General features: G+C 73.0%; 17 protein-coding genes. 10 read left to right on the top strand and 7 right to left on the bottom strand.

Annotation, left to right across the window (positions count from 1 at the left end; translation table 11 throughout):
• Positions 1–33 precede the first annotated feature (33 nt).
• Genes ACG83_RS04535 through phnA form a run of 3 tightly spaced genes read left to right on the top strand, consistent with a single transcriptional unit; the run spans position 34 to position 3,031 of the window.
• On the top strand, positions 34–816 hold the full coding sequence (locus ACG83_RS04535; RefSeq protein WP_369812863.1) for a phosphonate ABC transporter ATP-binding protein: 783 nt from the start codon (positions 34–36) through the stop codon (positions 814–816).
• Entirely contained in the window at positions 813–1,643 is an 831-nt protein-coding gene (gene phnE, locus ACG83_RS04530; RefSeq protein ID WP_054564849.1) for a phosphonate ABC transporter, permease protein PhnE, read from the top strand. Before ACG83_RS04535 ends, phnE begins: the two co-directional genes overlap by 4 nt.
• A gap of 5 nt (positions 1,644–1,648) precedes the next feature.
• Positions 1,649–3,031: a phosphonoacetate hydrolase gene (gene phnA / locus ACG83_RS04525; protein WP_054565412.1), complete on the top strand. Its 1,383-nt coding sequence runs from the start codon at positions 1,649–1,651 to the stop codon at positions 3,029–3,031.
• Between the two features lie 87 nt (positions 3,032–3,118).
• On the opposite strand, the gene ACG83_RS04520 is transcribed toward phnA, so the two are convergent.
• The 4 genes from ACG83_RS04520 to ACG83_RS04505 form a co-directional block, all read right to left on the bottom strand.
• Positions 3,119–3,724 carry a TIGR03086 family metal-binding protein gene (locus ACG83_RS04520; protein ID WP_054564848.1) on the bottom strand — a complete coding sequence of 202 codons (606 nt, stop codon included), beginning with the start codon at positions 3,722–3,724 and terminating at the stop codon, positions 3,119–3,121.
• A 33-nt stretch (positions 3,725–3,757) separates the two neighbouring features.
• Positions 3,758–4,261: an SRPBCC domain-containing protein gene (locus ACG83_RS04515; protein ID WP_054564847.1), complete on the bottom strand. Its 504-nt coding sequence runs from the start codon at positions 4,259–4,261 to the stop codon at positions 3,758–3,760.
• 16 nt (positions 4,262–4,277) lie between these two features.
• Positions 4,278–4,643: a metalloregulator ArsR/SmtB family transcription factor gene (locus tag ACG83_RS04510; RefSeq protein WP_054564846.1), complete on the bottom strand. Its 366-nt coding sequence runs from the start codon at positions 4,641–4,643 to the stop codon at positions 4,278–4,280.
• Between the two features lie 109 nt (positions 4,644–4,752).
• On the bottom strand, positions 4,753–6,774 hold the full coding sequence (locus tag ACG83_RS04505) for a WD40 repeat domain-containing serine/threonine protein kinase (RefSeq protein WP_054564845.1): 2,022 nt from the start codon (positions 6,772–6,774) through the stop codon (positions 4,753–4,755).
• Positions 6,775–7,389: 615 nt separating this feature from the next.
• On the opposite strand from ACG83_RS04505, the gene ACG83_RS04500 reads away from it, so the two are divergent.
• The 5 genes from ACG83_RS04500 to ACG83_RS45230 all read left to right on the top strand — a co-directional run bounded on the left by ACG83_RS04500 (position 7,390) and on the right by ACG83_RS45230 (position 17,510).
• Positions 7,390–8,997: a DUF4407 domain-containing protein gene (locus tag ACG83_RS04500; protein WP_054564844.1), complete on the top strand. Its 1,608-nt coding sequence runs from the start codon at positions 7,390–7,392 to the stop codon at positions 8,995–8,997.
• A 125-nt stretch (positions 8,998–9,122) separates the two neighbouring features.
• Positions 9,123–11,180, top strand: coding sequence for a hypothetical protein (locus tag ACG83_RS04495; protein WP_054564843.1), 2,058 nt, complete (start codon positions 9,123–9,125; stop codon positions 11,178–11,180).
• Positions 11,177–12,301 carry a hypothetical protein gene (locus ACG83_RS04490; protein WP_235497631.1) on the top strand — a complete coding sequence of 375 codons (1,125 nt, stop codon included), beginning with the start codon at positions 11,177–11,179 and terminating at the stop codon, positions 12,299–12,301. Before ACG83_RS04495 ends, ACG83_RS04490 begins: the two co-directional genes overlap by 4 nt.
• A complete protein-coding gene (locus tag ACG83_RS04485) occupies positions 12,298–15,789 on the top strand; it encodes a hypothetical protein (RefSeq protein WP_235497628.1) in 3,492 nt (1,163 codons plus the stop codon). Before ACG83_RS04490 ends, ACG83_RS04485 begins: the two co-directional genes overlap by 4 nt.
• Positions 15,786–17,510, top strand: coding sequence for a hypothetical protein (locus ACG83_RS45230; RefSeq protein ID WP_054564841.1), 1,725 nt, complete (start codon positions 15,786–15,788; stop codon positions 17,508–17,510). Before ACG83_RS04485 ends, ACG83_RS45230 begins: the two co-directional genes overlap by 4 nt.
• A gap of 78 nt (positions 17,511–17,588) precedes the next feature.
• Here the strand turns inward: ACG83_RS45230 and ACG83_RS04475 are convergent, their stop codons facing one another.
• The 3 genes from ACG83_RS04475 to ACG83_RS04465 form a co-directional block, all read right to left on the bottom strand.
• Positions 17,589–18,329: a hypothetical protein gene (locus tag ACG83_RS04475; RefSeq protein WP_152991256.1), complete on the bottom strand. Its 741-nt coding sequence runs from the start codon at positions 18,327–18,329 to the stop codon at positions 17,589–17,591.
• Positions 18,330–18,482: 153 nt separating this feature from the next.
• A complete protein-coding gene (locus ACG83_RS04470; protein ID WP_054564839.1) occupies positions 18,483–20,546 on the bottom strand; it encodes a hypothetical protein in 2,064 nt (687 codons plus the stop codon).
• 24 nt (positions 20,547–20,570) lie between these two features.
• Entirely contained in the window at positions 20,571–21,743 is a 1,173-nt protein-coding gene (locus ACG83_RS04465) for a hypothetical protein (RefSeq protein WP_054564838.1), read from the bottom strand.
• 380 nt (positions 21,744–22,123) lie between these two features.
• Between ACG83_RS04465 and ACG83_RS04460 the strand changes: the two genes are divergently transcribed.
• Complete coding sequence (locus ACG83_RS04460; RefSeq protein ID WP_054564837.1) at positions 22,124–22,819, top strand: hypothetical protein; 696 nt, start codon at positions 22,124–22,126, stop codon at positions 22,817–22,819.
• An 82-nt stretch (positions 22,820–22,901) separates the two neighbouring features.
• Positions 22,902–24,188 (top strand): protein kinase, encoded by a 1,287-nt coding sequence (locus ACG83_RS04455; RefSeq protein ID WP_054564836.1) that lies wholly within the window; start codon positions 22,902–22,904, stop codon positions 24,186–24,188.
• Positions 24,189–24,193 lie beyond the last annotated feature (5 nt).

The following is a 24,193-nucleotide window of genomic DNA, read 5'->3' as shown; positions in this document are numbered from 1 at the left end:
GGGGATTCCCGTGAGCTCGGTGAATCCGGCGCGATCGGGGAAGCCGAGGCGCCGGTGCTGCTCGAGCTCGTCGACGTACGCAAGTCGTTCGGGGCGCAGGAGGTTCTCGCCGGCCTCGACCTGTGCGTGCGGGCCGGGGAGTTCGTCGCCGTCCTCGGCGCGAACGGCTCCGGGAAGTCGACCGCCCTGCGCTGCGTGGTGGGCCTGCTCGAAGCCGACGGCGGGACCATCCGACTCGCCGGTGTCCCGCTGGACGCGGCGGACCTGCGGCGGACCGCCCAGGCGCGCCGCCAGGCCGCCATGGTCTTCCAGCAGATCCACCTGGTGCGGCGCCTCAGCGTGATCGACAACGTCTGCTGCGGGGCACTGGGACGGCTGCCGCTGTGGCGTTCCCTGCTGCCGATCACCTTCCCGAGGTCGGTGCGGGTCGAGGCGATGCGGTGCCTGGACCGGGTCGGGCTCGCGGCGCGGGCGGGGGAGCCGGCCGGTCGGCTCTCCGGCGGCCAGCAGCAGCGGGTCGCGATCGCGCGGGCGCTGTGCCAGCGCGCGTCGGTCCTGCTCGCGGACGAGCCCGTGTCGGCCCTCGACCCGGCGGCCGCCGAGAACGTCATCGGGCTGCTGCGTGACCTCGCCGCCGAGGGCTACGCGGTCGTCGCCGTCCTGCACCAGCCCGATCTGGCCCTGCGGTACGCGCACCGGGTCGTCGGCCTGGCCGCGGGCCGGGTCGCGTTCGACGGCGCCCCGAACGACATCCACGCTGACGAGATCGAGCGGCTGTACGCCGCCGACCGCGCCCGGGCCGGGGAGGCTCCTTGACCGCGACCGTGGACGAGACCGCCCTCGACGGGCCGGCGCCGGAACCGCCGCGGCGCCGCCTGATCGGTGCCGGTGGGCTGGTGCTGCTCGGGCTGGTCGTGGCGGTGCACGCGCTGGCGTGGCGCGAGACCGACATCTCGCCCGGCGAGCTGATGGCGGGCTGGCGGGGGATGGGGGACTTCCTGTCCGGCGCGTTCCCGCCCGACTTCTCGTGGCCCGAGGTGGTGCGCCCCGGCCTCACCGCCGCGCTCGTGACCTTCTACATGGGGCTGCTGGGGACGACCTTGTCGGTCCCGCCCGCGTTCGTGCTCTCCCTGCTCGCGTCGCGGGCGACCACCCGCAACGTGTACGTCTACCAGGTGTCCCGCACCCTGCTGTCGACGTTGCGGGCGATCCCGGACGTCGTGTTCGCGCTGATCTTCGTCGCGGCGGTCGGGCTCGGGCCGTTCCCCGGCGTGCTGGCCCTGGTCGTGCACAACACCGGGGTCATGGGCAAGCTCTGGGCCGAGGCGATGGAGGAGAGCGACCCGGGGCCGCGCGACGCGCTGCGGGTCGGTGGGGCGTCCAGCCTGCAGATCGCCACCAACGCGGTGCTGCCGACGGTGCTGCCGCAGATCGTCGGGCTGCTGTTCTACCGGCTGGACGTCAACGTCCGTTCCTCGCTGGTGCTGGGCCTGGTCGGCGCCGGCGGCATCGGCTTCCTGATCAACCAGTCCATCCAGTTGTTCCAGTTCGACGAGATGCTCACCCATATTCTGATCGTCCTGGTTCTCATCATCGTGGTCGACCAGGTGTCGGCGCAGGTCCGGAAGCGTTTCGCGGAGTGACCGGCGTGGTGACCCGGGTCGAGGTCAACGGCCGTGAATACCTCTTCGGCGCCGATCCGGTCGTGGTGATCTGCGTCGACGGCAGCGCCCCCGCCTACCACGAGCGAGCCGTCGAGGCCGGTCGGATGCCCTGGCTCGCGGGCCTGCTGGCCAGCACCGGGGCCGGGGCCGGGGCAGGCACCGGCACCTCGTGGCCGGCGCACGGCGCGATGCCGGCGCTGACCAACCCGAACAACCTCTCCATCGCCACCGGGCGCCCGCCCGCGGTGCACGGCATCAGCGGCAACACCTACTGGGACGACGCGAGCGGCACCGAGCTGCCGATGACGTCCCCGGACCTGCTGCGCGCCCCGACGCTGTTCGCCGCCGCCCACGCGGCCGGGCTCGGCGTCGCCGTCGTCACCGCGAAGGACAAGCTTCGCCGGCTGCTGGGAACCGGCCTGGACGCACCCGGACCGGCCAGGACCGGTGCGCCGCGGCCGGGCGCGGTCTGTTTCTCCGCCGAACAGGCCGGCGCGGCGCGGATCGAGACCAACGGCATCGCGGACGTGCCGGGGCTGATCGGCCGGGCGGTGCCCGAGGTGTACTCCGCCGAGCTGTCCGAGTTCGTCCTCGCGGCCGGCGTCGCGCTGCTGCGGGACCGCCGGCCGGACCTGACGTACCTGTCGCTCTCCGACTACGTCCAGCACAAGCATGCTCCCGGCACCGCCGCGGCGAACGACTTCTACGCGATGATCGACCGGTACGCGCGGGCGCTGGACGAGCTCGGCGCGACCATCGTCCTCACCGCCGACCACGGGATGAGCGCCAAGTCCGACGCGCACGGCCGGCCGCGGGTCGTCCACCTCTGCGACGAGATCGCGCGGCTGCTGGACGGGCGGGCCGATCTACGTGTCGTCCTGCCCATCACCGACCCGTATGTGGCCCACCATGGCGCCCTCGGCTCACTGGCGAACGTCCACGTGGTGGGCGGCGTCGAGTCCGCGGCGTCAGCCGGGACGGCCGCGGCGGTGGCCGAGGCGCTCGCGACCCTCGACGGCGTGCAGGCGACCTACCTGCGCGCCGACGCCGCCCGGGAGTTCGCGATGCCTGCGGACCGGCTCGGTGACGTGGTCGTGCTCGCCGACGCCGCGACCGTGCTGGGGAAACGGGCCGCCGCCCACGACCTGAGCGGTCTGGACGTCCCGCTGCGGTCGCATGGCGGGCTCGGCGAGCTCGCGGTGCCGTTCATCGTCAACCGGAAGCTGATCCGCCCGCCGGCGGCGCTGGGGCTGGGTGCCCCCGCCCGGCACGGGAACCCGGCCGCGGTCGTCCACAACTACGACGCCTTCTACGCCGCCACCACCCTGGCGTGGCTGTCCCGGACCGCCGCCGAGGCGGCGCCCTGACCCCGCCCGGCGCCCTGACCCCGTCCGGCGCGCAGCCCTCAGCCGGTGCCGCCCGGGTCGGGATGATCGCCGACGGCTCGGGACTGCTCAGGACGGCTCGGGCCGCCAGTGCGGGTCGCGGCCGATGAACCCGAGCAGGCGGGTCTGGGCGTCGGCGCCCGCGGGCACGGCGACCGCCGGCCCGTACTGCCCGGATGACCGCAGGACGTCCTCCATCTGCGCCATTCCGTTGACGAGCTGGGCGCAGAAGGCGGGGTCGAGCCGGTCGTCCTGCCCGGTGGCCCGGGCGAGATCCCAGGTGTGCATGAAGACGTCGGCGGTGTAGATCATGTCGGTCGCGGCGGTGACCGACAGTTCGCCCACGTGCGGATTGCGCAGGATGTGGGCAGCGGTGGCCGGATCGTCGAGGAGCCTCTGCACGCCGGCGGTATGCACCTGCCAGGCGCCTGCCGGGTCGTCGTCGACGGACGGGCCGTGGGGCAGCGCCGGTCCGCCGCTGGCTTCGAGGAAGCCGGCGAACCACTCGCACAGGTGCCGGACCACGTCGCGTGCGGCCCACCCGGCGACGGGTGTGGGGGCGTCCCAGTCTCGGGTGCCGAGCACCCGGTCGGTGAACGCGCCCGCGATCAGCCGATGGCGCTCGGCGGGTGAGAGCCCGGCGGGTGAAACGGAGAGCGTGGAGTTCTCGGTCATGGATGTCGTCCCTTCGCCCGGCTGGTTCCCGGTTCAGACGGTGCCCGAGGAGACCAGGGCGGCCAGCTTGGCGTAGCCCTCGTTGATGCCGGTCTCCATTCCGCTGCGCAGCCAGGCGTCGCGGCCGTCGAAACTGTCGACCAGCGACTGGGCGTGCAGCCGGGCCCGGCCGGCACCGAGATCCTCGAACCAGATCGTCTCCAGCGCCACGTGGTCCGGCTCGCCCTCGAAGCTGAAGGTCTGGACGATCCGGTTGGGGCGGACGTCGTGGAAACAGCCGCGGAAACGGAAGTCCAGGCCGTCGCGGCGTGCGACGTAGCGCCAGCTTCCGCCGTTGCTTGCCTCCCAGTGCTCGATGGTGGTGACCATCCCGTCCGGCCCGACCCAGCGGGCGAACAGGTCGGGGTCGGTGTGCGCGCGGAACAGCTGTTCCGGCGTGGCGACGAAATCCCGGGTGAGCCGGATCAGCGGCACGTTCGGGTCGGCCTCGATCCGGGTCGTCTCGATGGCGGTCGTGGCACTGCTGCTGGTACTCATCAGTCTTTTCCCTTTCTCAGGCCGACTTCTCGCCGGCGATGTGGGACGGGTCGGCCGCCGCGGGGTCGTTCAGGGCGGCGAGCACCGCGTCGAGGCGGCGGTAGCGCTGCTCGGCCTGGCGGCGGTAGCGCTCGATCCACCCCGTCATCAGGTCGAGCACCTGTGCCTCCAGGTGGACGGGGCTGCGGTGGCCGGGGCCGGTGCGGCTGACCAGGCCCGCCTGTTCAAGGACTTTCAGGTGTTTCGAGACCGCCTGGATGCTCATGTCGTAGGGCGCGGCGAGCTCGCCGACGGTGGCGTCGCCCGCCGTGAGCCGGGCGACGAGATCCCGCCGCGTCGGGTCGGTGAGGGCTGAGAAGAGCCGTGACAGCTGATCCACCATCACCCCATCTAAACTCAACCGGTTGGTTGAGGATGAAGGTAGAGCGGGTGGGCGGCTACGTCAACCATCTGGTTGACGGGAGTGTCCCGGCGAAGGTGCGAAGGGGGCCTCAGCCCCGCTGCGGCGGGGCCGTCGTGGTGAACCTCGTCCACAGGCGTACCGTGCCGTCCTCGCCGGCGCTGGCGAGGATGTCGCCCTGCGGGCCGAAGGCCACCGAGCGCACCCGGTCGGTGTGGCCGCGCAGTGGCTCGCCGAGGGGCTGGGGCGCGGCCGGATTGGTCGTGTGCCACAGGCGCACGACCTTGTCGAAGGCCGCGGCGGCGAGAATCTCCGCGACGGGTGAGAAGGCCATCGCGTTCACCCCGGCGCGCCCGCGGCCCCGCATCGGCTGGCTGAGCGGCCGCGGATCGGCCGGATCGGCCACATCCCACAACGTCACCGTCGCCCTGCCGACCCTCGTGGCGCCGGCGCTCGCGCCGGCGAGGGTGTCGCGACGCCGGGAGAACGCCACCGCGTCCACCTGGCCGAACTGGTTGCCGAGCCGGTCGTGGATGAGCTGGGGGTTGGTCGGCTCGGTGAGATCCCACAGCCGAATCCTCTGGTCGGCCCCGCCGCTGGCGAGGATGCGCCCGCTCCGGGAGAACGCCAACGAGCACACCGAGCCCTGGTGGCCCAGCAGTGGCTCGCCGACCGGTCGCGGGGCAGTGGGATCGGTGACGTCCCACAGCCGGATCGCGGTGTCCCTGCTGCCGCTGGCGAGGATGCGGCCGTTGGGCGAGAACGCCACCGAGCTGACCTGGCCGGCGTGTTCGAGCGGTTGCCGGCCGGAAAGGCGTAGTGCTGTCGGGCCGGTCGGTCTCCACAGCTGGACCGTCCGGTCCGCGCCGGCGCTGGCCAGGATGCTGCCGCTCGGGGAGAAGGCCAGCGACAGGACGGTGCCGTCGTGGCCCTGCAGCGGCCCGCCGAGGGGCCGGGGGCTGACGGGGGCGGTGAGATCCCACAGCTGGACGCGCTGATCGGCGCCCGCGCTGGCGAGGATCTTCCCGCGCGGGGAGAACGCCACCGCGTGCACCGGCTTCTCGTGGCCGCGCAGCGGGGCCCCCAGGGCTCGCGGGTCAGAGCCGCGAGATGTGTCCGAACGGTTCAGACGCGGGGTCCTGATGACGTTGGGCCCGGTGGGGCGAAGGATCTCGATCAGTTCAGGCAGGTCCGTCAGATGCAGCGGGAGGCCCGTGCGCGCCTTGTCGGCCCAGCCGGGGCCGTAGGCGTCGGTGGCGGCGTGGGCCAGGGCCAGGGCAAGCTCGGCGGCGCTGGAGTAGCGGTCGCCGGGCCTTCTCGCCAGGGTGCGCAGGACGACCCGGGCGATCCGGTCGTCCACGGCGCCCATCGCCGGCGGCTGGTCCCCGGCCCCGGTTTCCGGTCGCGCGATGTTCCCTTTGGGGCCGAACGGGAGCTGGCCGGTCAGGAGCTGGTAGAGCACGACACCGAGGGCGTAGATGTCGGTCGCCGGGGTGAGCTTCCCCGCGGTGATCTGCTCGGGCGCCATGTAGGCCTGGGTGCCGACCACGTTGTCGGTGTGGACGGCCTGGCCCACATATGACTTCGCGAGCCCGAAGTCGCCGACCTTCAGCGTGTTGTCCTCGGCGAACATGATGTTCGCGGGCTTGATGTCGCGGTGCAGCAGTCTCTGGTGGGCGTGGTTCAGCCCGGCGGCGACCGCGAGCCCCACCGCGCACGACTGCTCGGGTGAGAGCCGCTCGCGCCGCCCGTTCAGGGTGGCACCCGGAAGATATTCCATCACGACCACCTGCAGGTGGTGCTGCCCGAAGATCTGGCTGAACGAGTCGTATACCTGCACCACATGTGGATGATTCAGCTCGGCCAGTCGCTGCGCCTCGTCGGTCGCGCCGAGAATTCCCTTGACGGCAACCCGGCGATTCAATTGTTTCTGGGTTGCCTCCAGCACCAGCCCGTACCCACCCGAGCCCAGTTCGGGGCCCAGGACGATCTCCGGTCGCCGCGCTTTTACCGCAGCTGGTATCGCCGACCTGAGCCACCCGCGGCGCTGCTCTAAATTGGCGAGCAGGTAGTGGTTAGACCAGTTCGCCTCGTGGTCGTTCGCCCCCGTCATAGTGCCGCCATCATAGTGGCTGGCCGGGGCCCTGCCCGGGGCTTGCTCCGAGGATGGCCAGAGCCTGTCCGAGGTGGCTCGCGGGCCCGCCGGCCGGTTGATGCCGTGGTCTTCCGGTCCGTGGCCCGGTGGATTTCTCAAAGCGAGGGCAACCGTGGGCGGAGGTGTAGCGGGTGCGTGGTTGTCGGCCTGGCGGCCAACCTTGGTTGCTATGAGGCAAAGGCTCTGCCTGCTGGTTCGGTTATAGGCCGGGCTCGCGCCCCGGCCTCGGCTGTGATTTGCCCGCGGTGTGCGGTACGTTCATTCCGAGAGTCGGTATGCGGGTGTCGGGTGCATCGGCCTGAGCTGCGTACACCTGAGCTGCATTGGTCTGAGCCGCCTGCACGGGAGCGATGGTTGGTCGCCCCGCGGCGGGCCCGCGGGGGAGGGGAGTGGTCGGGTGGCGCGGCAGGGCCGCCGGCCGGCGGGTGCCGGCACGCCTACCGTCGGCCCCCGCGGTCGCGGGGAAATGCGGGCGGGGCTCTGAGGGGCACCTCAACATCGGGCTGGGCGAAACATCGGGCTGGGCGGGCCACCGGCCACCCACACCGACAGATGGCGTAAACGGGGAGCGTCATGTCGAACGACAGTTTTTCGCAGGACCGGGGGTCGGGGCTTTCCGGGGGTTCCTGGCCGGGCGGTCTGCCTGACGAGGACCCGTGGGCGGAGGGTGGCAGGCGCCGGTCGCGTCCGACCCGGGTGCTGCTGTGGCTCTCCGGCGCCAACACCGATATTCTGGATCGCTTTCCCTCCGACGTCCCGAAGTACGTGGGCATCGGCGCCGCCGTGCTCACCACGTCGACCATGGCCGGTATCTCCTGCGCCTTCGCGCTACGGATGGCGCTGGGCCTGAGCCCGTTCTTCTATCTGCTGCTCGGGGTGGCCTGGGGTTTCGCCATCATGAGCCTCGACCGGTGGCTGGTCGTCTCGATGCAGCGCCGGGACCACTGGTATCAGATTCTGCCGATCGCGATTCCCCGGCTCGCCCTCGCGATACTGATCGGCGTCGTGATCTCGACACCGCTCGTGCTGCGAATCTTCGAGGCGGAGATCACGACCGAGCTCTCGCTCATGCGCAGCGAGCGCGACAGCGAATTCCTGGCCACCACGCAGACCGACGAGCGCGGCACGCGGATCAAGGCGCTGGAAGCGGAACAGAAAACGCTGCAGGCCACGATCGACACCAGCACCGACACCGTGGACGTCAGCACGGACCCCGACGTCGCGCGCATACAGAAGCTGGTCGATGCCAAGCAGGAGCAGTACGACGCCGCCGAGCAGGCTGTCATCTGCGAGAACGAGGGGACCTGCGGCAGCGGCAAGGTCGGCCGTGGCCCGGCCTACGCGGAGAAGGTGGCGCTCCGGGATCGGTACCGGGATGAGCTCAGTGTGCTGAACGGCCAGCTCACCACCGCCCAGGCGACCGCGCGGTCGAAGGCCACCGACACCAGGGGCGCGGCGCAGAACACCGCGAAGGGCCGGCTGAAGACGGTCGAGACGGAGCTCACGGACCTCAGGACGGCGCGCACGGCGGCCATCGAGAACTTCCGCAAGGAGAACGGCAAGGAGAACGGCCTGCTGATCCGCATCGAGGCGCTGGACAACCTGACCGCGCACCGGCCGGCCCTGGGCCTCGCGCACCGGTTCCTGCTGGTGTTCATCACGGCGATCGAGTGCCTGCCGATCATCGTCAAGTTCATCATCTCCGTCGGCCCGGCGAACGACTACGAGCAGGCGGTCGCCCTCGACGGGAAGAGCCGGCTGCGGGCCGAGGAGGAGCGCATCCGGCACCGGCGGGCGGCGGCGATCATGGCGAACGCCGGGCTGCACCGACGGCGGGCCATCGGCGTGGAGATACAGACCGAGGCGGCTGAGCACGCCAGCGAGGCCGCCCTCAACCAGCTCAAACGCCGGATGACCCGGGATGCGAGGCGCAACCCGCAGGCCTACATGGATCCGACGGCGTTCTCGACCCGGCGCCCCGCTCCGGTGCGGCCGGTCCCGGCACCCCGGCGGTCGCGGCTCGACAACCTGCTGGCGCGGATCGGGCTGCAGCAGGTCTCCAGCGGGCAGCACCCCAGCGCGGACCAGTACCAGCCCTACCCGAGCAACGAGCCGATCCCGCCCTCAGGCCCGTTCTTCGACGGCGATTCCGGCAACGGCTACGGCCAGTGGCGGAACTGACCAGCCAGGCGTGACCGGGCCCCGGGCCGCAGGGCCCGGGCCCTGCGGCCCGCGGGCGAGACCGGCGGGTGTGTACCGCACGGCTTGTGACGGGGATCCGGCCGGACGGCTGACTTCGACGACTCATGAGGGACGACGACGCGGTGAGCTGGAGCGCGGCCGAGGCCGCGGTGGGCTGCCCGGTGTGCCGGCGGCGGGTGGCGGAGCGGGACACCGCCTGCCCGCGGTGCGGCTGGCAGCTGCGGAGCCCCCAGGTGCTCGGCGAGATCACGGCACAGCTGCGACAGGCGTTCGACACCCGGCTGGCGCAGGCCAGGTGCAGCCACGACCTGCGGTCCGCCGCCCGGGTGCTGGCCGCGGCGGAGCAGCCCGACCCCGATCTGCCGGTCCGTCTCGCCGCGTTCATCCGCGGCGGGGACAGAACCGCCACGGAACTCGTCGCCGAGCTGGTTGAGCTGGCCGAGCGGGCCGCCACCCCGGCGGCCGCGGCGGCCGACCGGCCGGGTCTGCGCGGGCCCGAGATCGTGCTCGGCCCGCTGTTGCGGCGGATGGCCTCGGGTGGCCCCGCGCGGATCGCGGTCATCGAGCTGCGGCCCGACGCCGTCGTCGTCAGCACCCTGACGACCGGCTTCGACGGGCAGCCCGGCCGGCTGGCGGCCGCCCGGGAGTGGGCCTGGCCGGACCTGCTGCCAGCCCTGCCCACGGACCCCGACGCCCGCCGCCTGCGCCTCGCGGCGGGTCTGGAGGAGGACATCGCGCTCGGTCCGCTGGTGCCGGTGCTCGCCGCGGTGGCCGAGACGCTGGCCACCGAGATCCTGCTGATCCGGCCGGCGGTCGACTGGCCGGTGACCAGCCAGGTCGCGGACGTCCTGGCCGGCGAGCTGGGTCGGGCTGCCGGGCCGCGCCGGGCCGACGGCGTGCCGGCGGTCCAGCAGGCCCGGGCCCGGCCCCGGGAGCCCTTCGCCACCGCACTCGAGGCCGCGCGCCGGCAGCTGCCGCTCGCCGTCGGCTACGGGCTGGTCGTGGCGGACGTCGACCGGGTCACCCGTGGGGTGCGCCTCACCACCCGGATGCTCTTCCCGCCCGGCACCGTCATCGCCGACGGGCAGCCTCCCACCGCCGAGATCACCGTCTCGGTGCCGGCCGCCACCCCGCCCGAGCTGGCGTTGGTGATCGTCGCGGGCGGGGTGGCCGGCGCGGGCGGGGTGGCCGGCGCCGAACCGCATCCGGACGGCTGGGCACCGATCACGGTCGGCTGGGTCGCGGCGACCCCACGGGCCGACCTGCGACTGCGGTTCGCCCTGGACGGGCCGGGCCGGATCCGCTTCCTCGAACCAGCCGGAATCCGGGTGCACAATCCGGGCTGGCCGGAGCTGCTGGCCCGCGTCCCGCGGCGTTACGGCGCGGACCCGGTGGACGTGGTCTGCCTGGTGGAGATGGCGGGAACGGCGCAGGACGTGCTGCGCCGACTGGGGCTGGTCGACGATCTGATCGCCCTGGTCGTGGCCGAGCATCCCGACGCCGACGCGGTCCGCTTCGTGGTGCTCGGCTACGACGACCACGACTACCTGGGCCAGGGGTGGCCTGACCAGGGGCAGGTGGTGCGGACCGTCGGGCCGGCAGCGGGCCTGCAGGTCCGGGTGGCGCTGCGGGAGTGGGGCCCGAGCGTTCCCCAGCATGACCTCGCCGCCCCGTTGGAGGACGCGCTGGCCGTGGCGGCCCGGCTGCCGTGGCGGCCGGGGGCTGCCCGCGCGCTGGTGACCGTCGCCGCCAGGCCTCCGCATCCACCGAGGCAGCGACCCGATGATCTCACGCTTCCCTGCCTGGACCGGCACGACTGGAGAACACTCATGGACAGCCTGGCCACTGTGCAGCGCCCGCGTCGGGTGGCCGTTTGCGGGCAGGAAGCGTTCCTGGCCGGCTCCGGCTCCGGCGTCGGCTTCGGCGCTGGTTTCGGTTTCGGCGTGGGTGGCGGTGGGCGTGCCGGTGGTCCGTCCGGGGCCGGTGCGGTCTGGCGGGTGCTGGGTGCGGACGCGCTGCTCCTGCTCGAGACGGCTTCCGCGCAGGAGGTGGCCGACGCGCTGGGGCTGTTCGCCGGGTCCGCCGGGCAGCCGCTGCCGCTGCCGCTGGCACCGGCGTCGGCGTCGGCGTCGGGCGTCGCGGCGCCGGGTGGCCCGCGTTGACGCGTCCGCCGGCGGGCCCGCGCCCGTCGCCCCGGGGCCGGGTGCGCCTCGGGCTCTGGGGAGCGACGAGCAGCGGGAAGACGACCCTGATGGCCGCCATGCAGCTCGCCGCCATCCAGCACAAGCCCCGCGAGCCGGGGGGCAGGCACGTCCGGTGGACCATCACCAGCGCGGACCGGGCGACCGGAAGCGCGTTGGAAAGGCTGCGGAGCACCCTGGTCCAGGACCACCGTTTCCCGCCGGCGACGCTGGCCAACACACCGTTGCGGCTCATCTTCGAGGGCCGCGTGCTGCGGCCGGGCTCGAGTCCCGCGCGGCCGAGGCCTGAGCGCACGCCGCCGATCGATTTCACCCTCGACTTCCTGGACGTCTCCGGTGCGCTGTACTACCGGGGCGGGGGAAGCGAGATCAGCACCCTGGACGGCGGCAGCGGCAGCGGCAGCGGTGGTGGCGGTGGCGGTGGCTTCGAGGACGACGGGCTGAGGTTCGACGACGACGAGACCAGCGCGCCGACCCCGGCTCGCCGCCCTCCGGACCGTGGCGCGGCGCAGCACGAGGAGCTGGTCGACCATCTGGTCCGCTGCGACGGGATCGTCCTTCTCTTCGACCCGATCCGGGAGCGGGACCGCGCGGACGGCGACAACTACGCCTATTTCGATGCCATGATCAACCGTGTGCTCGAGAAGGTCCGCACCGCGGGGCGAAGCCGGGGCGGGCTGCTGCCGCACCACCTCGCCGTCTGCGTCACGAAGTTCGACGACCCCCGGGTGCTCGGGGTCGCCCTGGACGGCAGGCTCAACACGCTGGCCAACGGATCGGGGCCGCCCAGGATCGAAAACGATGTCGCCCATCGCTACTTCGATCAGCTCTGCAACAGATCGACCGGCGCCTCCCATCTACGAGACGCGATCGGCGGATTCTTCGACCCGTCGCGGGTTCGTTTCTACGCGACTTCCTCCATCGGCTTGTTCGTCGGCCCGGACGGCCGGTTCAACCCCGTCGACTACTCGAACATCGTGATGACCGGTGGGGTGCCCCGCATCCGCGGCCGGGTGGCGCCGATGAACGTCCTGGAGCCGGTCGTGGGCCTGGTGACCCGGATCAACGGGGAGCGCCGGTGACCGGCACCGTCGGCTTCGAATGGGCGCTGCTGGGCAAGGAGCCCGGGCAGCGCGAGGATTACCAGATCCTGTGCGCCGGCGGGGCCCGGCTTCGACCGGCGACGCTGGAACGCATCATCCAGCATTTCTCGCCCGGCTCGCCGGCCGGTGAGCGCGCGGGCGAGCCGGACGCGCTGCCGTGGATCACCTTCACCGCCGCGACGTCCGGCGAGACGCCCTACGTGGGAGTCGCGATCCGCGAATGGCCCGCGGACCCGGCCATGGCGGTCGACGCCACCGGCCGGGTCGTCATCCCCACCCGCTTCTTCTGCCTGCCGCTGGACGACTTCCGCCGTCACCTGGGGAGTTTCACGGCGCTGTACGAGGCGGTGCGGGTGGCGACCGTGAGCCAGCTGCGCCGGCTTCCCGAGGTCACCGGCGGCCATGCGCTGTCCCTGCGCCCCGCCGCGTCGCCGCCTCGCCGGGCGGGTGCCCTGGCCAGCCCGGCCCTGCGCTTCCTGCGCGGCGCGGTCGTCACCGCCGCGTTGGCACTGGACGGTCCGGTCGTGGTGCGTGCCGTACCCGAGCTGGCCACCCATTCGGCCCGGATCGCCTTTCTCGATCTGGTGGCCGCGCTGCTGCCGGCCGGCGCCGAGGGCGCTCTCGCCGCCGGTACCTGGGTAGACGTCGCGACCAGCCACCGGCTGCGCGTCGCGTTCGGACAGGACCTCGGCGGCACCGGCCGGCTGGTCGACCCGACGGCACCCCCGCGGTTCGGCCCGCCGAACCCGAACGACGAATGGGCTCCCCGCTACGCCTCCCTGCTGGCCTACCTGATCGACGGCAACCGGCCGGCCGACCACGGCGCCGGTCACGGGCTCGGCCACGACGCGGGCCACGACAACGGGATCGGCCGCGACAACGGGCTCGGCCACGACCACAGCCACGGCGACGGCGAAGCCGGGTTGCGCACAGTCCTGGGATGGCTCGCCGAGGACATCACGCCGCGCAGCTTCAGCCGGCCCGGGGAGATCTTCCAGGCTCTCACCGAGACCGCCGCGCTGGACCTGGCCACCCGGTTCGCCGCCGGGAGGGCAGGCCCGGAGCACCTCCGGCGGCACCTGGCCGCCCTGCCCGCGCCGGCGGACCCGACCGGCGTCCTCGTCCCGTTGCTGCTGCCGTTCGCCCGGCCGGAGGACCTCACCCTGGTCGCCCGCCACTGGGCCCCGGCGCTGGCCCCGGCGGTGGTCGACCTCGTGGTCCGGCTCTGCGCCGCGGGTGGGCGGGAATACCGGGACCTGGCCTCGCACCTGCAGGGTGCGCCCGAGGCGATGTTCGCCGCGATCGTCGGCGGGCTGCTGGAGCCGGGAGCGGACGACGACCCGCCGCCGCTGGACGCGGTCGAGCTCGCCGCGGACATCATCCGGGAGCACGGAGGGGCGACCGGGGACCGGGCGACCTGGGCCCCGGTCCGCAACGGGCTCGCCGCCAGCCCGGCGCGCACCCTGCAGGTGCTGGTGCGGTACTTCGCCAGCCGGGGAGTGCCCGGGCTGCTCCAGCTGGTGGAGTGGCTGGCCGCCGCCGGGCAGCCGCAGACCGACGCGGTGCTGCGCCCGTTCCGCGTGCTGGGCGGCAACAGCGGCAACAGCCAGGAGTCCGTCGGTCACCCGGATCTCACCGCGGTCGGAGCCGCGGACGGGATCGGTGAGGCGGCGATGCTGACTGTCGTCCGGCTCGCCGGGTGGAGCGGCCGGGCCGAGGCGCTGACACCGGCGCTCGAGGAATGGCTCTGGGCCGAAGCCGACCGGGCTCCGTTCAGCGTCGCTCGCCGCAGAACCTGGACGGCTGCCCTGGACGAGCTGTGGCCGGACCGCCGCGCCGACGAGCGACAGCGGCTCGGCAGGCTGATCGGCGAGCCCAAAGCCCGCCGCCGGCTGCTCCGCCGGAACACGGAGCCCACCGACGGCGAGGCGGTGCCGGACGACCCGTCGTCCCGGCTGGCGGCGGGCACCCGCGTCCAGCTCGGCGCCGGCTGGGTCGATCCGGCCCCGTCACCGCAGCCCGCCTCGGCGGACGGCCGCGGAATCTGGGAGCTCGCCCGGCTGTACACCCCCGGCGTGCGCCGTGACGGTCCACCGGGCGGGACGTCCGACGGGCTGGTGCTGTTCGGTGACGGCGGTGGGCGGCTCGCGGTGTGCGGCGCGGACTGGTGCTGCCACACCGGCCTCGCGCGGTTCGTGGATTCGGGGGTCGGCATCACCGGCCTGAGCCTCGCGGCCGCCGCGTCGGCGGCAGCCGGCTCCCGGCCGAGCCGGCTGCAACTCGTCGCCGCCGACCAGCGCCTGGGTGCCCTGGACGTCGACGCGTTCGGCTTCGGCGCGGTCGCCGCCGTCGCCGCGGGGCTGCTCGACGGCCCGGTGTCGGTGGTCGGCGCCCCGCCGGCCCTGACCACCGAGCAGCGCCTGCGCTTCATCGAGGCGGTGCTCGCCCTGCTGCCGGCCGGTCTGCTCGCCGGGGTGGCCGTGACCACCGCGACCGACAACCCGACCCCCTTCCGGCTGGCCTTCACCACCCAGGGGCAGATCTCCGGCGGGCGGTCGAGGCTGCTGGTTCCCTGGGGTGACCTGCCGGAAGCCGCGGAGCCGCCGAGCAGCTACGGCCGTGAGTACTTCCGCCGCCTGCTGTCGGCCCGCGCCCTCTTCCAGGACACCGCCGGCCTGGTCCACGCGTTGTCCGCCTGGCGTGACCCACTGGACGTCGACCAGGCCGAGGACCTGCTCGACGTGCTCACCGACACGAACCCGGCCTTCGTCTCCCCGCTGCCGGCCAGCAAAAGCCTGGAGAAGGCCCGCAGCCGACGGCGGGCGGCGATGGCCGGCAGGTTCGCCCGGGAGCCCGAGGAGGCCGACGCCCTGCGGATCCTGCTCTCCGGCGGCACCATGGCCGACCTGCAGGACGCCGTCGTGTTCGCCAACCGCCTCGAGACGTTCCAGCGCCTCGACGGCATCCTCGCCCGACTGATCCGCGGCGACGGGAGGGACACCGACCGGGTGGCACGCACGCACGCCGGAGCGCTCCTGCTGCTGCAGCTTTCCGGCGGCGGAGAGGCCGTCCGGGCGGCGCTGCAGGAGCTGCCCGAGGCCGCGGTCTCCTGGATCATCCATCTCACCCGGTCGGGCAGCTTCGCGGCGCTGAACGCCGCGCAGGGCGGATGGCTCCGCTGGCTCACTCCGCCGAGCGGGCAGCTGCCGCCGGCGCTGGCCGTCTTCCAGGCACTGGTGACCCCGCGTCCCGCGCCGATCGATCTGCGGCTGCTGGCGGTCCATGGGGATGATGCGCTGTTGGCCGCGCTGCAGATCGCCCGCTACGGCGAACGGCACGGGCCGCCGGGCCGGTTCGCCCAGCTGCTGAGGGCCCTGCATCACACTCGCCCAGCACTGGTGGACTCGTTCCTGCGGAGCGGGGCCGCCGGTTCGAGTGCCGCCGCCGTGGCGGGGCCGCCCAGATGAGCGCCAGGCCACCGGGCCACCGGGCGGGCGTCGACTTCGGCACCCAGTTCACCAGGCTCGTCATCCTGGACACCGACACCGACACCGACACCGACCGCGACCGCGCTACCGACGCTGGGCCTGGCACTGGCGCTGGCGCCGGCGGCCGGGCCGGGGCGTGGATGGTCACCGGTCCCGCCGCTGCGCGACCGCGCGGTCCGGTGGCGGCCGGGCGGGACCTCCTCTCGACGCTGGCCGCGGACAGCGAGATCACGATCGCGGGTGAGGCCGGCCCGTGGGATCTGCGGTCCGCCGCCGGCCTCGCCGTCGCCGTGACCGGTGACTGCTTCGCGACCGACTCCGGAGCGCAGGTCCGGACGCGGCTCCAGCAGGCGCTGGCGGCCGGGCTGGGGCTGCCCCAGGACGCCGTCGCCGTCCACAGCACGGCGGTGTGCGCCGCGGCCGTCCGGGCCGACCAGCTCGCGGTGGACGGGGGGCCGGGGATCCCGGGGCGCCTCGTGCTGGTCTGTGACATCGGCGCGGACTCGGTCGAGGCAGCCCTGGTCGAGGTCGCCACCGCCCCGGCTGGCACCGCCTCGGCCTCGGTGGGCATGGGGACCGTCCGGCTGCTGGAACGCTGGATCCAGCCTGGGTACGCCGGCCGCGGTTTCGCGGTGGACGCGGTCCGGCGAGCTGGCTCCGCCGGTCCCGCCGGACGCGTCGGACCCGGGGCATTCGGCGGGATCGGTGACGACACGGTGCCGATCAGGACGGAGAACGACCTGGTCCTGACGTTTCTGCGGGGTGCGCGTGCCGGCCGGGAGCCGGTCCGCGCCGGCCCGGTCGGGACCACGGCCGATCCGTACCGGGACGCCGGCAGCGCGCTGGTCTTCGGACCCGGCCGGGAGCTGAGCGCGGGCCAGCTGGCGGCCGCGTTCGAGCCGGTCGCCCAGACGGTGCGGGCCGCCGTCGGCGGGCTGCTGCGCCGGCGGGGTGACCTGCGCCGGCCGGAGGACCTGTGCCAGCCGGAGGACCTGTGCCAGCCGGAGGACCTGTGCCAGCCGGAAGGCGGGGATGCCGTGGCGCGGGGCGGAGCCTCCTGGCCGGAGGTGATCGTCGTCGGCGGCCTCGGCTTCCTGCCGTCGGCGGTCGAGGCGGTCCGGACAGCGGTCGCCGAGGCCTGGCCGGTCGACCTGCCCGGCGGCTCCGACGCCTCCGGCGTCTCCGGTGTCTCCGGCGTGTCTGACGTCTCGGGAGTCCTCGGCGAAGCTGAGGCCGCCGGCGGCGGGGAGGCGCAGGTGCCGGTGTGGCCGGTCGCGGAGCCCGAGTACGCGGCTGCCCGGGGAGCCGCGCTGCTCGCCGCGGCGAGGGTCCGCGGGACGGAGCTCTACCCGCACACGGTGAGCCTGCGCGTCCACCGTGTCCTGGCCGGCCGGCTGACCGGCGGGAGCCTGCGGGTGATCTCGGCGGGAGACGTCCCGCTGGAACGGTGTGAGCTGGCCGGCGAGCTGATCACGGTCCACCATGACGGGTCCGCGGGCGGCGTGCTCGTCGTGGACGTCCAGGCCGATGGCGACCCGCCGCGGGCGCTGCGGGTGCGGCTCGGCGCCGAGCTGCCGACAGGCGACTACCACGTCGGGGTCAGGTCGGACCGCTCACAGCTGGGTGCGCTGCTGCTGAGCCCGGCCCGCGGCGGCCCGCCCACGGTGCTGCCGCTGGGCCGGTACCAGCGCCGGCCTTAGAGCGGCGTCAGGCAGCGTCGGCTCTTCGACGACCTGGCGTGGGTCCGGCCCTCCCGCGCGGGCCACAGATCCAGGGCGTCAGCCCCGGCCGGTCCATGTCGTGCCAGGTACGGCGGGATGGGCCGTCACTCCGTCCCACAGCACCAGCGGCCGTAGCACGTCGTAGGTCTGGCCTCCATCGAAGCTCGTGAACACGGCGGGATCGGTGCCGTCGACGTAGGCGAAGCTCGGGCAGTCCTCGATCCCCGCGCCCATATCGGTGACCTGGACCACTTTGCCGGTATGAGCTTCCAGAACCGTCATCCGGTAATTACTGCGCAGCAGTCGAACGTTGCTGCCGAGGTCCTCGCACACGATTCCGGACGGAGACGAGCCGGTCCGGGTGACACACACGACGAGCTGTGTCCGGCTGAGATCCGGGATGAGGGCACCGGAATGATCGCGGGTGAGAACATTGAACGCACCACGAAGGTCGTCCGGTGGATCGCTCCAGAGAATGGAGGTGAGGGCGACGGCACCGGTGTTCTGGCCAGGCTGGAGACCTTCGATCGGATGTGGCGCGGGCCCGGTATACGCCGGCATCGCCGGTATGTATCCGCCGTACCTGCACATGGCCTGCAGGCCCTCGCTGCTGGCCGGATGCGCCTGGGGCGGCCGGGCCGTCGGCGGCGGCGCCGCGGAGTCCGGACCAGTCGGGCCGCTCGTCCCGGAGCAACCCACAAGCGCGGCCACCGTCAGCGCGAACAGTGCGGCGCCGATGAGACGGCCACGAGGCCGCGACCGCGTCACATGGCTGGCGGCATATCTTTGAACGTGCACGAAGCAACCTTCCCTGTGCGGGTCAACGCAGGTTCGATCCTGCACCTGGGAACGGGGCACGAACACTGGACTGGAGGATTCTGGTCGTTCCAACGACCAGAATCCTCCGTTGTTCGCTTGCGGCCTCCGCATCCTCGGCGGCAGGTCTCCCGGTCAGATTTTCGGTAGCCAGATACGCCACTGCCGGCCGGCTGGCAGGTTCCTGGCCCACGGGTTCCTGATCAGGAATCGGCCGACCACCTTGATCAGCACGGCCAGCCCGGGTGGCCGATCACGCTGGTCGATGTTGGCCTGGACCAGGCGGACGAGCTGCTCCAGCACCCTGAGCATGAGGTCCACCTGCGCCTCGTCCTGGGGCCAGCCGGTGTCGAGGATGGAACGGGCCAGGGCGGTCAGGGCCTGGTCGACCCGCCCGTCCGCCCCCTGCTCCCGCACCAGGGTGGCGAAGTGCTCCTGGAACGCCGCCGTGTAGTCCGTCGCCATCGTGCTGATCCGGCGTCCCAACGGCCTGCCGGGGGCTTCACCCAGGATCAGCAGGAGCAGGTCGTAGCGGGCTGCCCTGCTCGGGGTGCCGAAGCGGAAGCCGCGGATCTCGGCGGCCCAGTCCTGCCGGTGCCGCGGCGACAGGGCTGGGACGGTCTGCCACAGCCAGGGATCCAGCAGGACCACCATCGCGGCGCCGGTGCCGCGGAGCCGGGCGAGCTGGGAGAGCGACAGCAGGTAGCGGGCCCGGCCGTGCAGCGTTTCGACGACGTCCGGGTTGGGGGAGCCGTCGAGAACGGCGCGGAAGGGGCGCGTCTGGTCGGCGAGCTCGGGCGCGCCCTCCAGCCAGCGCAGCCAGCGTCGCGTCGACGCCGTCGCCTGACGCTCGCCGGCGGTTCTGGCGTCCATGCCTGTGCCTGTGTTCGGGGCGCCGTCGAGGCCGAGGTCATCGAGAACGGCCAGGCGGATCAGCTCGAGGGCGAGGTCGTCCCGGGGCACCTGCGCGACCACGGCCAGCAGCCGCCGGCTGAACGTCCGCGCCGCGTCGTCGTCGCGCGGCCGCTCGTCGTCCCAGGCGGCGCGTACCAGCTCGGCGACCTCCTCCACCGCCTTCTCCTGGACGGCCTGCCACTGCTCGGCGTCCGTCGGGGCGGTGTCAGGCAACAACCGGCCCGGGGCCAGCCGCCGGGCGACCAGGGCGGCCAGTGCGTCGGCGGTGTCGCCCCCGCCCATCTCGTGCAGGTGGAAGTAGGCGCGTGCGGTCGCCCTGAGCCGGTGCCAGGCGGCGGGGTAGGCGGTCGGGTAGCCGGTGAGGTGGGCGACGAGGGCGGCCAGCGATCCGCCTGCCTGGTCGCGCAGCCGCAGCAGCAGATCGAAGTAGTCGGCGGCCGGGCCCGGCAGCTGGGCGGGCCGCGGTCGCGGGTCGCGCCAGCGCAGAACCAGGTCACCCTGGCGGGGCTGGTCGGTGAAGGCGAGCCGGATCCGGTGAGCGGCGCCGCTGACCGCCCAGGTGCTGGCGGTCAGCCGGGCCCGCTGGCCGTAGGGCAGCAGCGCCGCTACCGCGTCGAGGAATCGCAGCCGTGCCCGCGCGGTCGGCTCGTCGCGGCTGGGAGCCGGGAAGCCGAGGATGGCCACCCTGCCGGCCAGGACGAGCGCCGCGGCCTCGGCGGCCAGCAGGAACCACTGCTCGTCGTCGGTGGCCAGGCTTTCGGCGATCCGTGCCGGGTCGAGGCGCGGCACGGTGACGGGCAGGCTGCCCACGGCGGTCCCCGGCACCGCGGGCTGGGTTCCCGCCGCCGGGCGCTGGATCGTCGGGCTGGCCAGAGCGGTGTGCAGGCCCGCGTAGGAGACCGGAGCGGCGGCGAGCGCGCTGAACGGGACGCAGAGGTAGCGGGTGTGCGCGATGGGGCGCCCGGACGCGTCGGCCTCGTCGGACCAGGTGCGTTCGGCGATCCCGAGCACGGTCTGCCCGGTGTCGCGACCGAGTGGGGCGTAGCTCACCGTCACCCAGGGCAGCGACCCGGGCAGGCTGGTGCGCTGCGCGTGTGGCGGTGTTCCGGGGGAGTACCGGTGCAGGATCGTCTGGTAGGCGGACCTGCTGAAGTAGGCCTCGTTCGACCGGAGGACGACGTAGTCGGTGAAACCGCCGCGCTCCTTGCCCATGAGCGCCCACCCGACCCGCAGGGTGGGCCCGGCCGGCGTTGGCGGCCCGGGTGCTGCGGCCGGCGGGCTCACAGCTTCGGCCTCACAGGTCTGGCCTCACAGGTCTGGGGGTGGGCCGGACCGGGTGAAGTCCGAGAAATCCGAGTCCAGCTCCGAGTCCAGCTCCGAATCCGGCTCCGGGGATTCCGGGGATTCCGCGGGTTCCGGGATGATCGGCGGTGGCAGCGGGTTCCGCCGGATCTCGTCCTCCAGCCACAGGAACGGCTCGAGCACGTTTATCGGCCGGATTTCGCCGCGGATTCGTGGGCGCCCGTCCGGCCCGGAGATCACGTTCTGGTTGTCGCGGTGCCGGAACAGCCGGCCCGGCTGCACATAGAACCCGATGGACGAGGTCGCGAAGTAGGCCACCCGATCGGGGTCGAAGAACCGACGGATGATCCGGCGAACCTGGGCGGCGCCGCCTGCCTCCCGGCCGTCGCACAGCCGCTCGAAGAGTTCGGCGGCGTACTCGCGGGGCACCTCGGGCAGCAGCAGGTCGTTGTCACCGCTGAGCATGTAGCCGTTCTGGCTGGCAACCCGGTAGATACCCGGATCGTCGATCTTGTTGACGCAGACCGCCAGGTAGTGCGGAAGCCGGCCGTTCCGGATCCGCCCGGATTCGTGGGACAGCCGGCCGATCTGGTCGAGCACCCGGGCGAAGTACTGGAAGGAGTTCTGTTCCCGGTGCTCGGTGACCGGGTCGAACAGGTAGACCAGCCCGTCGCAGTCGGCCATGGCGCGCATGACCTCGTCGGCGTCCGCGCCCGCGGTCTGCTCGGGGTCGAAGAGCGGGAGCCCCTCGTCCTCGTCGTCGTAGTAGTCGTGGTATGGGTCGTCGAGAACCTCGCCGAGATGGTTGCGGAACATGTAGCCGCCGACGTCCAGCGTGTTGACCTCGAACACCTGCTGGCCGGTGGCCAGCGGGCGCCGAAACCGCCTGCGCAGCCACGCGTTCAGCCCGCGCGGCGCCGGGTCCGGGCGGTAGAAGAGCCAGGAGAGCGGCTCGGCGGCCTCCGTCGCCACCGGGAACTTCTTGTCCGTGGTCAGGACGTCGACGTTTCGGCTCAGGAACGTCGACGACGCCGGGTTGGCCCCGATGACCATCCAGCGGTCTTCTCGGACCTGCTGGCCGGCGGCTATCTGCAGGGCGGCGAGCATGGTCGTCTTGCCGCTCTGGGTGGCTCCCCACAGCCCGATGCGCCGCTGGACCGGCGGCCCGCTAGGCGCCATGGCCGGACCTCGGGCTGGCTCCCGCGGTACTGCTGCTGGTGATGCTGCTCATGTGCCCCGTACCGCCCCCGATCCGGTTACCGACTGGGGCAGAACCGCCAGCGGCGGGGCAAATCTACCATCATCGTCACGCCCGCCCGGCTACTGACGGCGACCGGGACGCCGTGGCCGCCAGCTGTCCGGGTGCTGACGGACGCAGGACCCTCACTGTTGTGAGTAATCTTCACATCATAAGATGACAATCTGCACTGCTCGTGTACCGGGGGGCCGGCTGTGTATATGGGGGACAGGCGCGCGTGAGGCTCGGGCCGGAATGGGACCGTTTACGCGAATGGGCCAGGCACAAGGCCGTCAGCGCACGTGGTCACTCTTCATCTGACGTGCTGGAGCAGATCGCCTGGCGAACACTCGACGAAAGTCGGCGGGCGACCTGCGGCCCGGCACTCGTCGCCCCCCGCCGGGTCCGGGTGCGGCTCAACTCGGACGATGCCAGGCGGGCCGAGGCGTCGCTACGGACTCTCGGGCTCGAGCTGAGCCAGGCGGGCCCGGCGGTCCAGGACGTCCTCACCGCCGCCCTGGAGCGGGAGGGCCGGCGACAGGTCTGGTTCCACGACGACTTCGCCGTGATCCTCGACGGCACTCCCGGGGTCCGGCAGGGCCGGCCGCAGCTCACGGTGGAGTCGCGGGCCGACTGGGGCCTGCAGGCGTTTCTCACCGACCCGCGGGACCCCGGCCGGGACCGCTCCCGGTCGCTGGGCCCGGCCACCGTCATCAACCGGGACCTGGTGTTCGGCGTCTCGCGCCGGCGCGACTCGCACATCTCCGCCGAGGCACATGCCGAGGTCCGCGTCAATCCCGACGGCCGGGTCACGATCACCCCGTCGCGGGACCCGCGTCACCAGGCCGTCGTCGGTGACACCCCGCTGGTCGCGGAGGTCACGCTGTCTCCCCGCGATCCGGGCTACCCGTTGCAGGTGGGGCACACCTGGCTGAATCTCTTCTGGGACCAGGGCTGGTTCATCTTTGACGACACGGCCGGGCGGGCGTCGCCGGCGCGGAGCGTGGGGCACCGGTGAGCAGAATTGATCATGCAGATGGCTCTGTTGGTGCTCCTGCTGGGGAACGTCGCGTTCGTCGCCTGGTGGGTGGTGCATGACCATGACTGACAGCGGCCTTGCCGGCGGTATCGACGGCGACACCCCGGAAGGCCCCCGGGGGAGCTGGTGGGTGCAGTTCGACCCCGAGGACGAGGTCAGCGGCCCTCCGTACCAGGTGCAGCGCGGCACGCTGCCCGGCCCGGGCGGTGCGGCGCAGGCCGTCGCCCGCAAGCGGGTCTCCCCGGCCGACGGGCAGGCCGCGGAGGATCTCCGCGCGGAGATCGAGATCCTGCTGACCCTCTGGCACGCCATGGAGCGCAACGGTCCGCGCCCGGACCGCCACCGCCCCTTCCGGTACCCGGACCAGCTCGTCCGCCTGATCGGTTTCAGTGAGCACGGCGACGCCCCGTTCTTCCTCACGACGTCGCTGTCCCACGGCGAGACGCTGGGGCGGCGGCTGCGGCGCGCGGGCCCGCTGGGCGCGGACGAATGCCGTCGGTTCGCGGCCAGCCTGTTCCACGGGCTGTACTGGCTGCAGGCCGCCGAGATCGTGCACCGGGACCTCACCCCGGAGAACATCCTCTGGGATGGCCAGACCGCGCTCATCTTCGACTTCAGCCACGCCTGCTGGGCGGGGGCGCACCGGCCGCACGTGGAAGCGCCGCCGTGGAGCACGCTGGACCCGCCCCGCGCCGACCTGATCGCCGATTTCACCGAGGACGTCTCCCGCGCCTGCTGGCTCATCCTGCACGCCGCGACCGGCGAGCCGCCGGAGTCGCTGCCCAGCTGGCGCCCTGATGCCGACGGCTACTGGCCCCGAGGCGAACAGCAGTACCCGGACCCGGACCCGGTTCCGGGCTGGTCCGGTGGAAGCTCGTCCGTCACCGAGCCGAACATCTCGACCTGGTTTCCCGAGGGCTTCTTCGCGGGTGTCTTCGAGCCCGGTTCCCCGGTGGTCGCGGCGGAAATGCTCGCGCGGCTGCGCGAACGGCGGCCCGAGCACCGGACGCGGTATGACCCCGCGGGGATGCTGGCCGGGCGGGACCGGTTCAACGGCCTGGTGAAGGACAAGGAATGGCGCCGGGCGCCGGTTGCGCCGTCGTATCCTCCGCCGGGCCGCAGGCGGCCCGGCCACAGCCGCCGCCGGCCCGAACCCGGGCCCGGGCCCGGGTTCGAACAATCCCACGACGAGACGATCACCCACAGACAGCCTCCACCGGATCCGTATCCGGATCCGAGACCGGGACCGGGACCGGTCTCGGGTGATCTGGCCATGAAGGTGATCGTCGCCATCGTCACGATCGTGGTGTTCCTGCTTGTGGTGATCGTCGGTCTGGGCAGCCTCTAGCGGTG

This window comes from Frankia sp. R43 (assembly GCF_001306465.1).
Classification (GTDB): Bacteria; Actinomycetota; Actinomycetes; order Frankiales; family Frankiaceae; genus Parafrankia; species Parafrankia irregularis.
Note: the sequence above shows the minus strand (reverse complement) of the source record. Positions and strands in the feature narration are given on the sequence as shown.

Coding starts and splice junctions, on each gene's coding strand:
- ACG83_RS04520 (WP_054564848.1), bottom strand. CDS start 3,724: ATGACCGAGAACTCCACGCTCTCCGTTTCACCCGCCGGGCTCTCACCC.
- ACG83_RS04515 (WP_054564847.1), bottom strand. CDS start 4,261: ATGAGTACCAGCAGCAGTGCCACGACCGCCATCGAGACGACCCGGATC.
- ACG83_RS04510 (WP_054564846.1), bottom strand. CDS start 4,643: ATGGTGGATCAGCTGTCACGGCTCTTCTCAGCCCTCACCGACCCGACG.
- ACG83_RS04505 (WP_054564845.1), bottom strand. CDS start 6,774: ATGACGGGGGCGAACGACCACGAGGCGAACTGGTCTAACCACTACCTG.
- ACG83_RS04500 (WP_054564844.1), top strand. CDS start 7,390: ATGTCGAACGACAGTTTTTCGCAGGACCGGGGGTCGGGGCTTTCCGGG.
- ACG83_RS04495 (WP_054564843.1), top strand. CDS start 9,123: ATGAGGGACGACGACGCGGTGAGCTGGAGCGCGGCCGAGGCCGCGGTG.
- ACG83_RS45230 (WP_054564841.1), top strand. CDS start 15,786: ATGAGCGCCAGGCCACCGGGCCACCGGGCGGGCGTCGACTTCGGCACC.
- ACG83_RS04465 (WP_054564838.1), bottom strand. CDS start 21,743: ATGGCGCCTAGCGGGCCGCCGGTCCAGCGGCGCATCGGGCTGTGGGGA.
- ACG83_RS04455 (WP_054564836.1), top strand. CDS start 22,902: ATGACTGACAGCGGCCTTGCCGGCGGTATCGACGGCGACACCCCGGAA.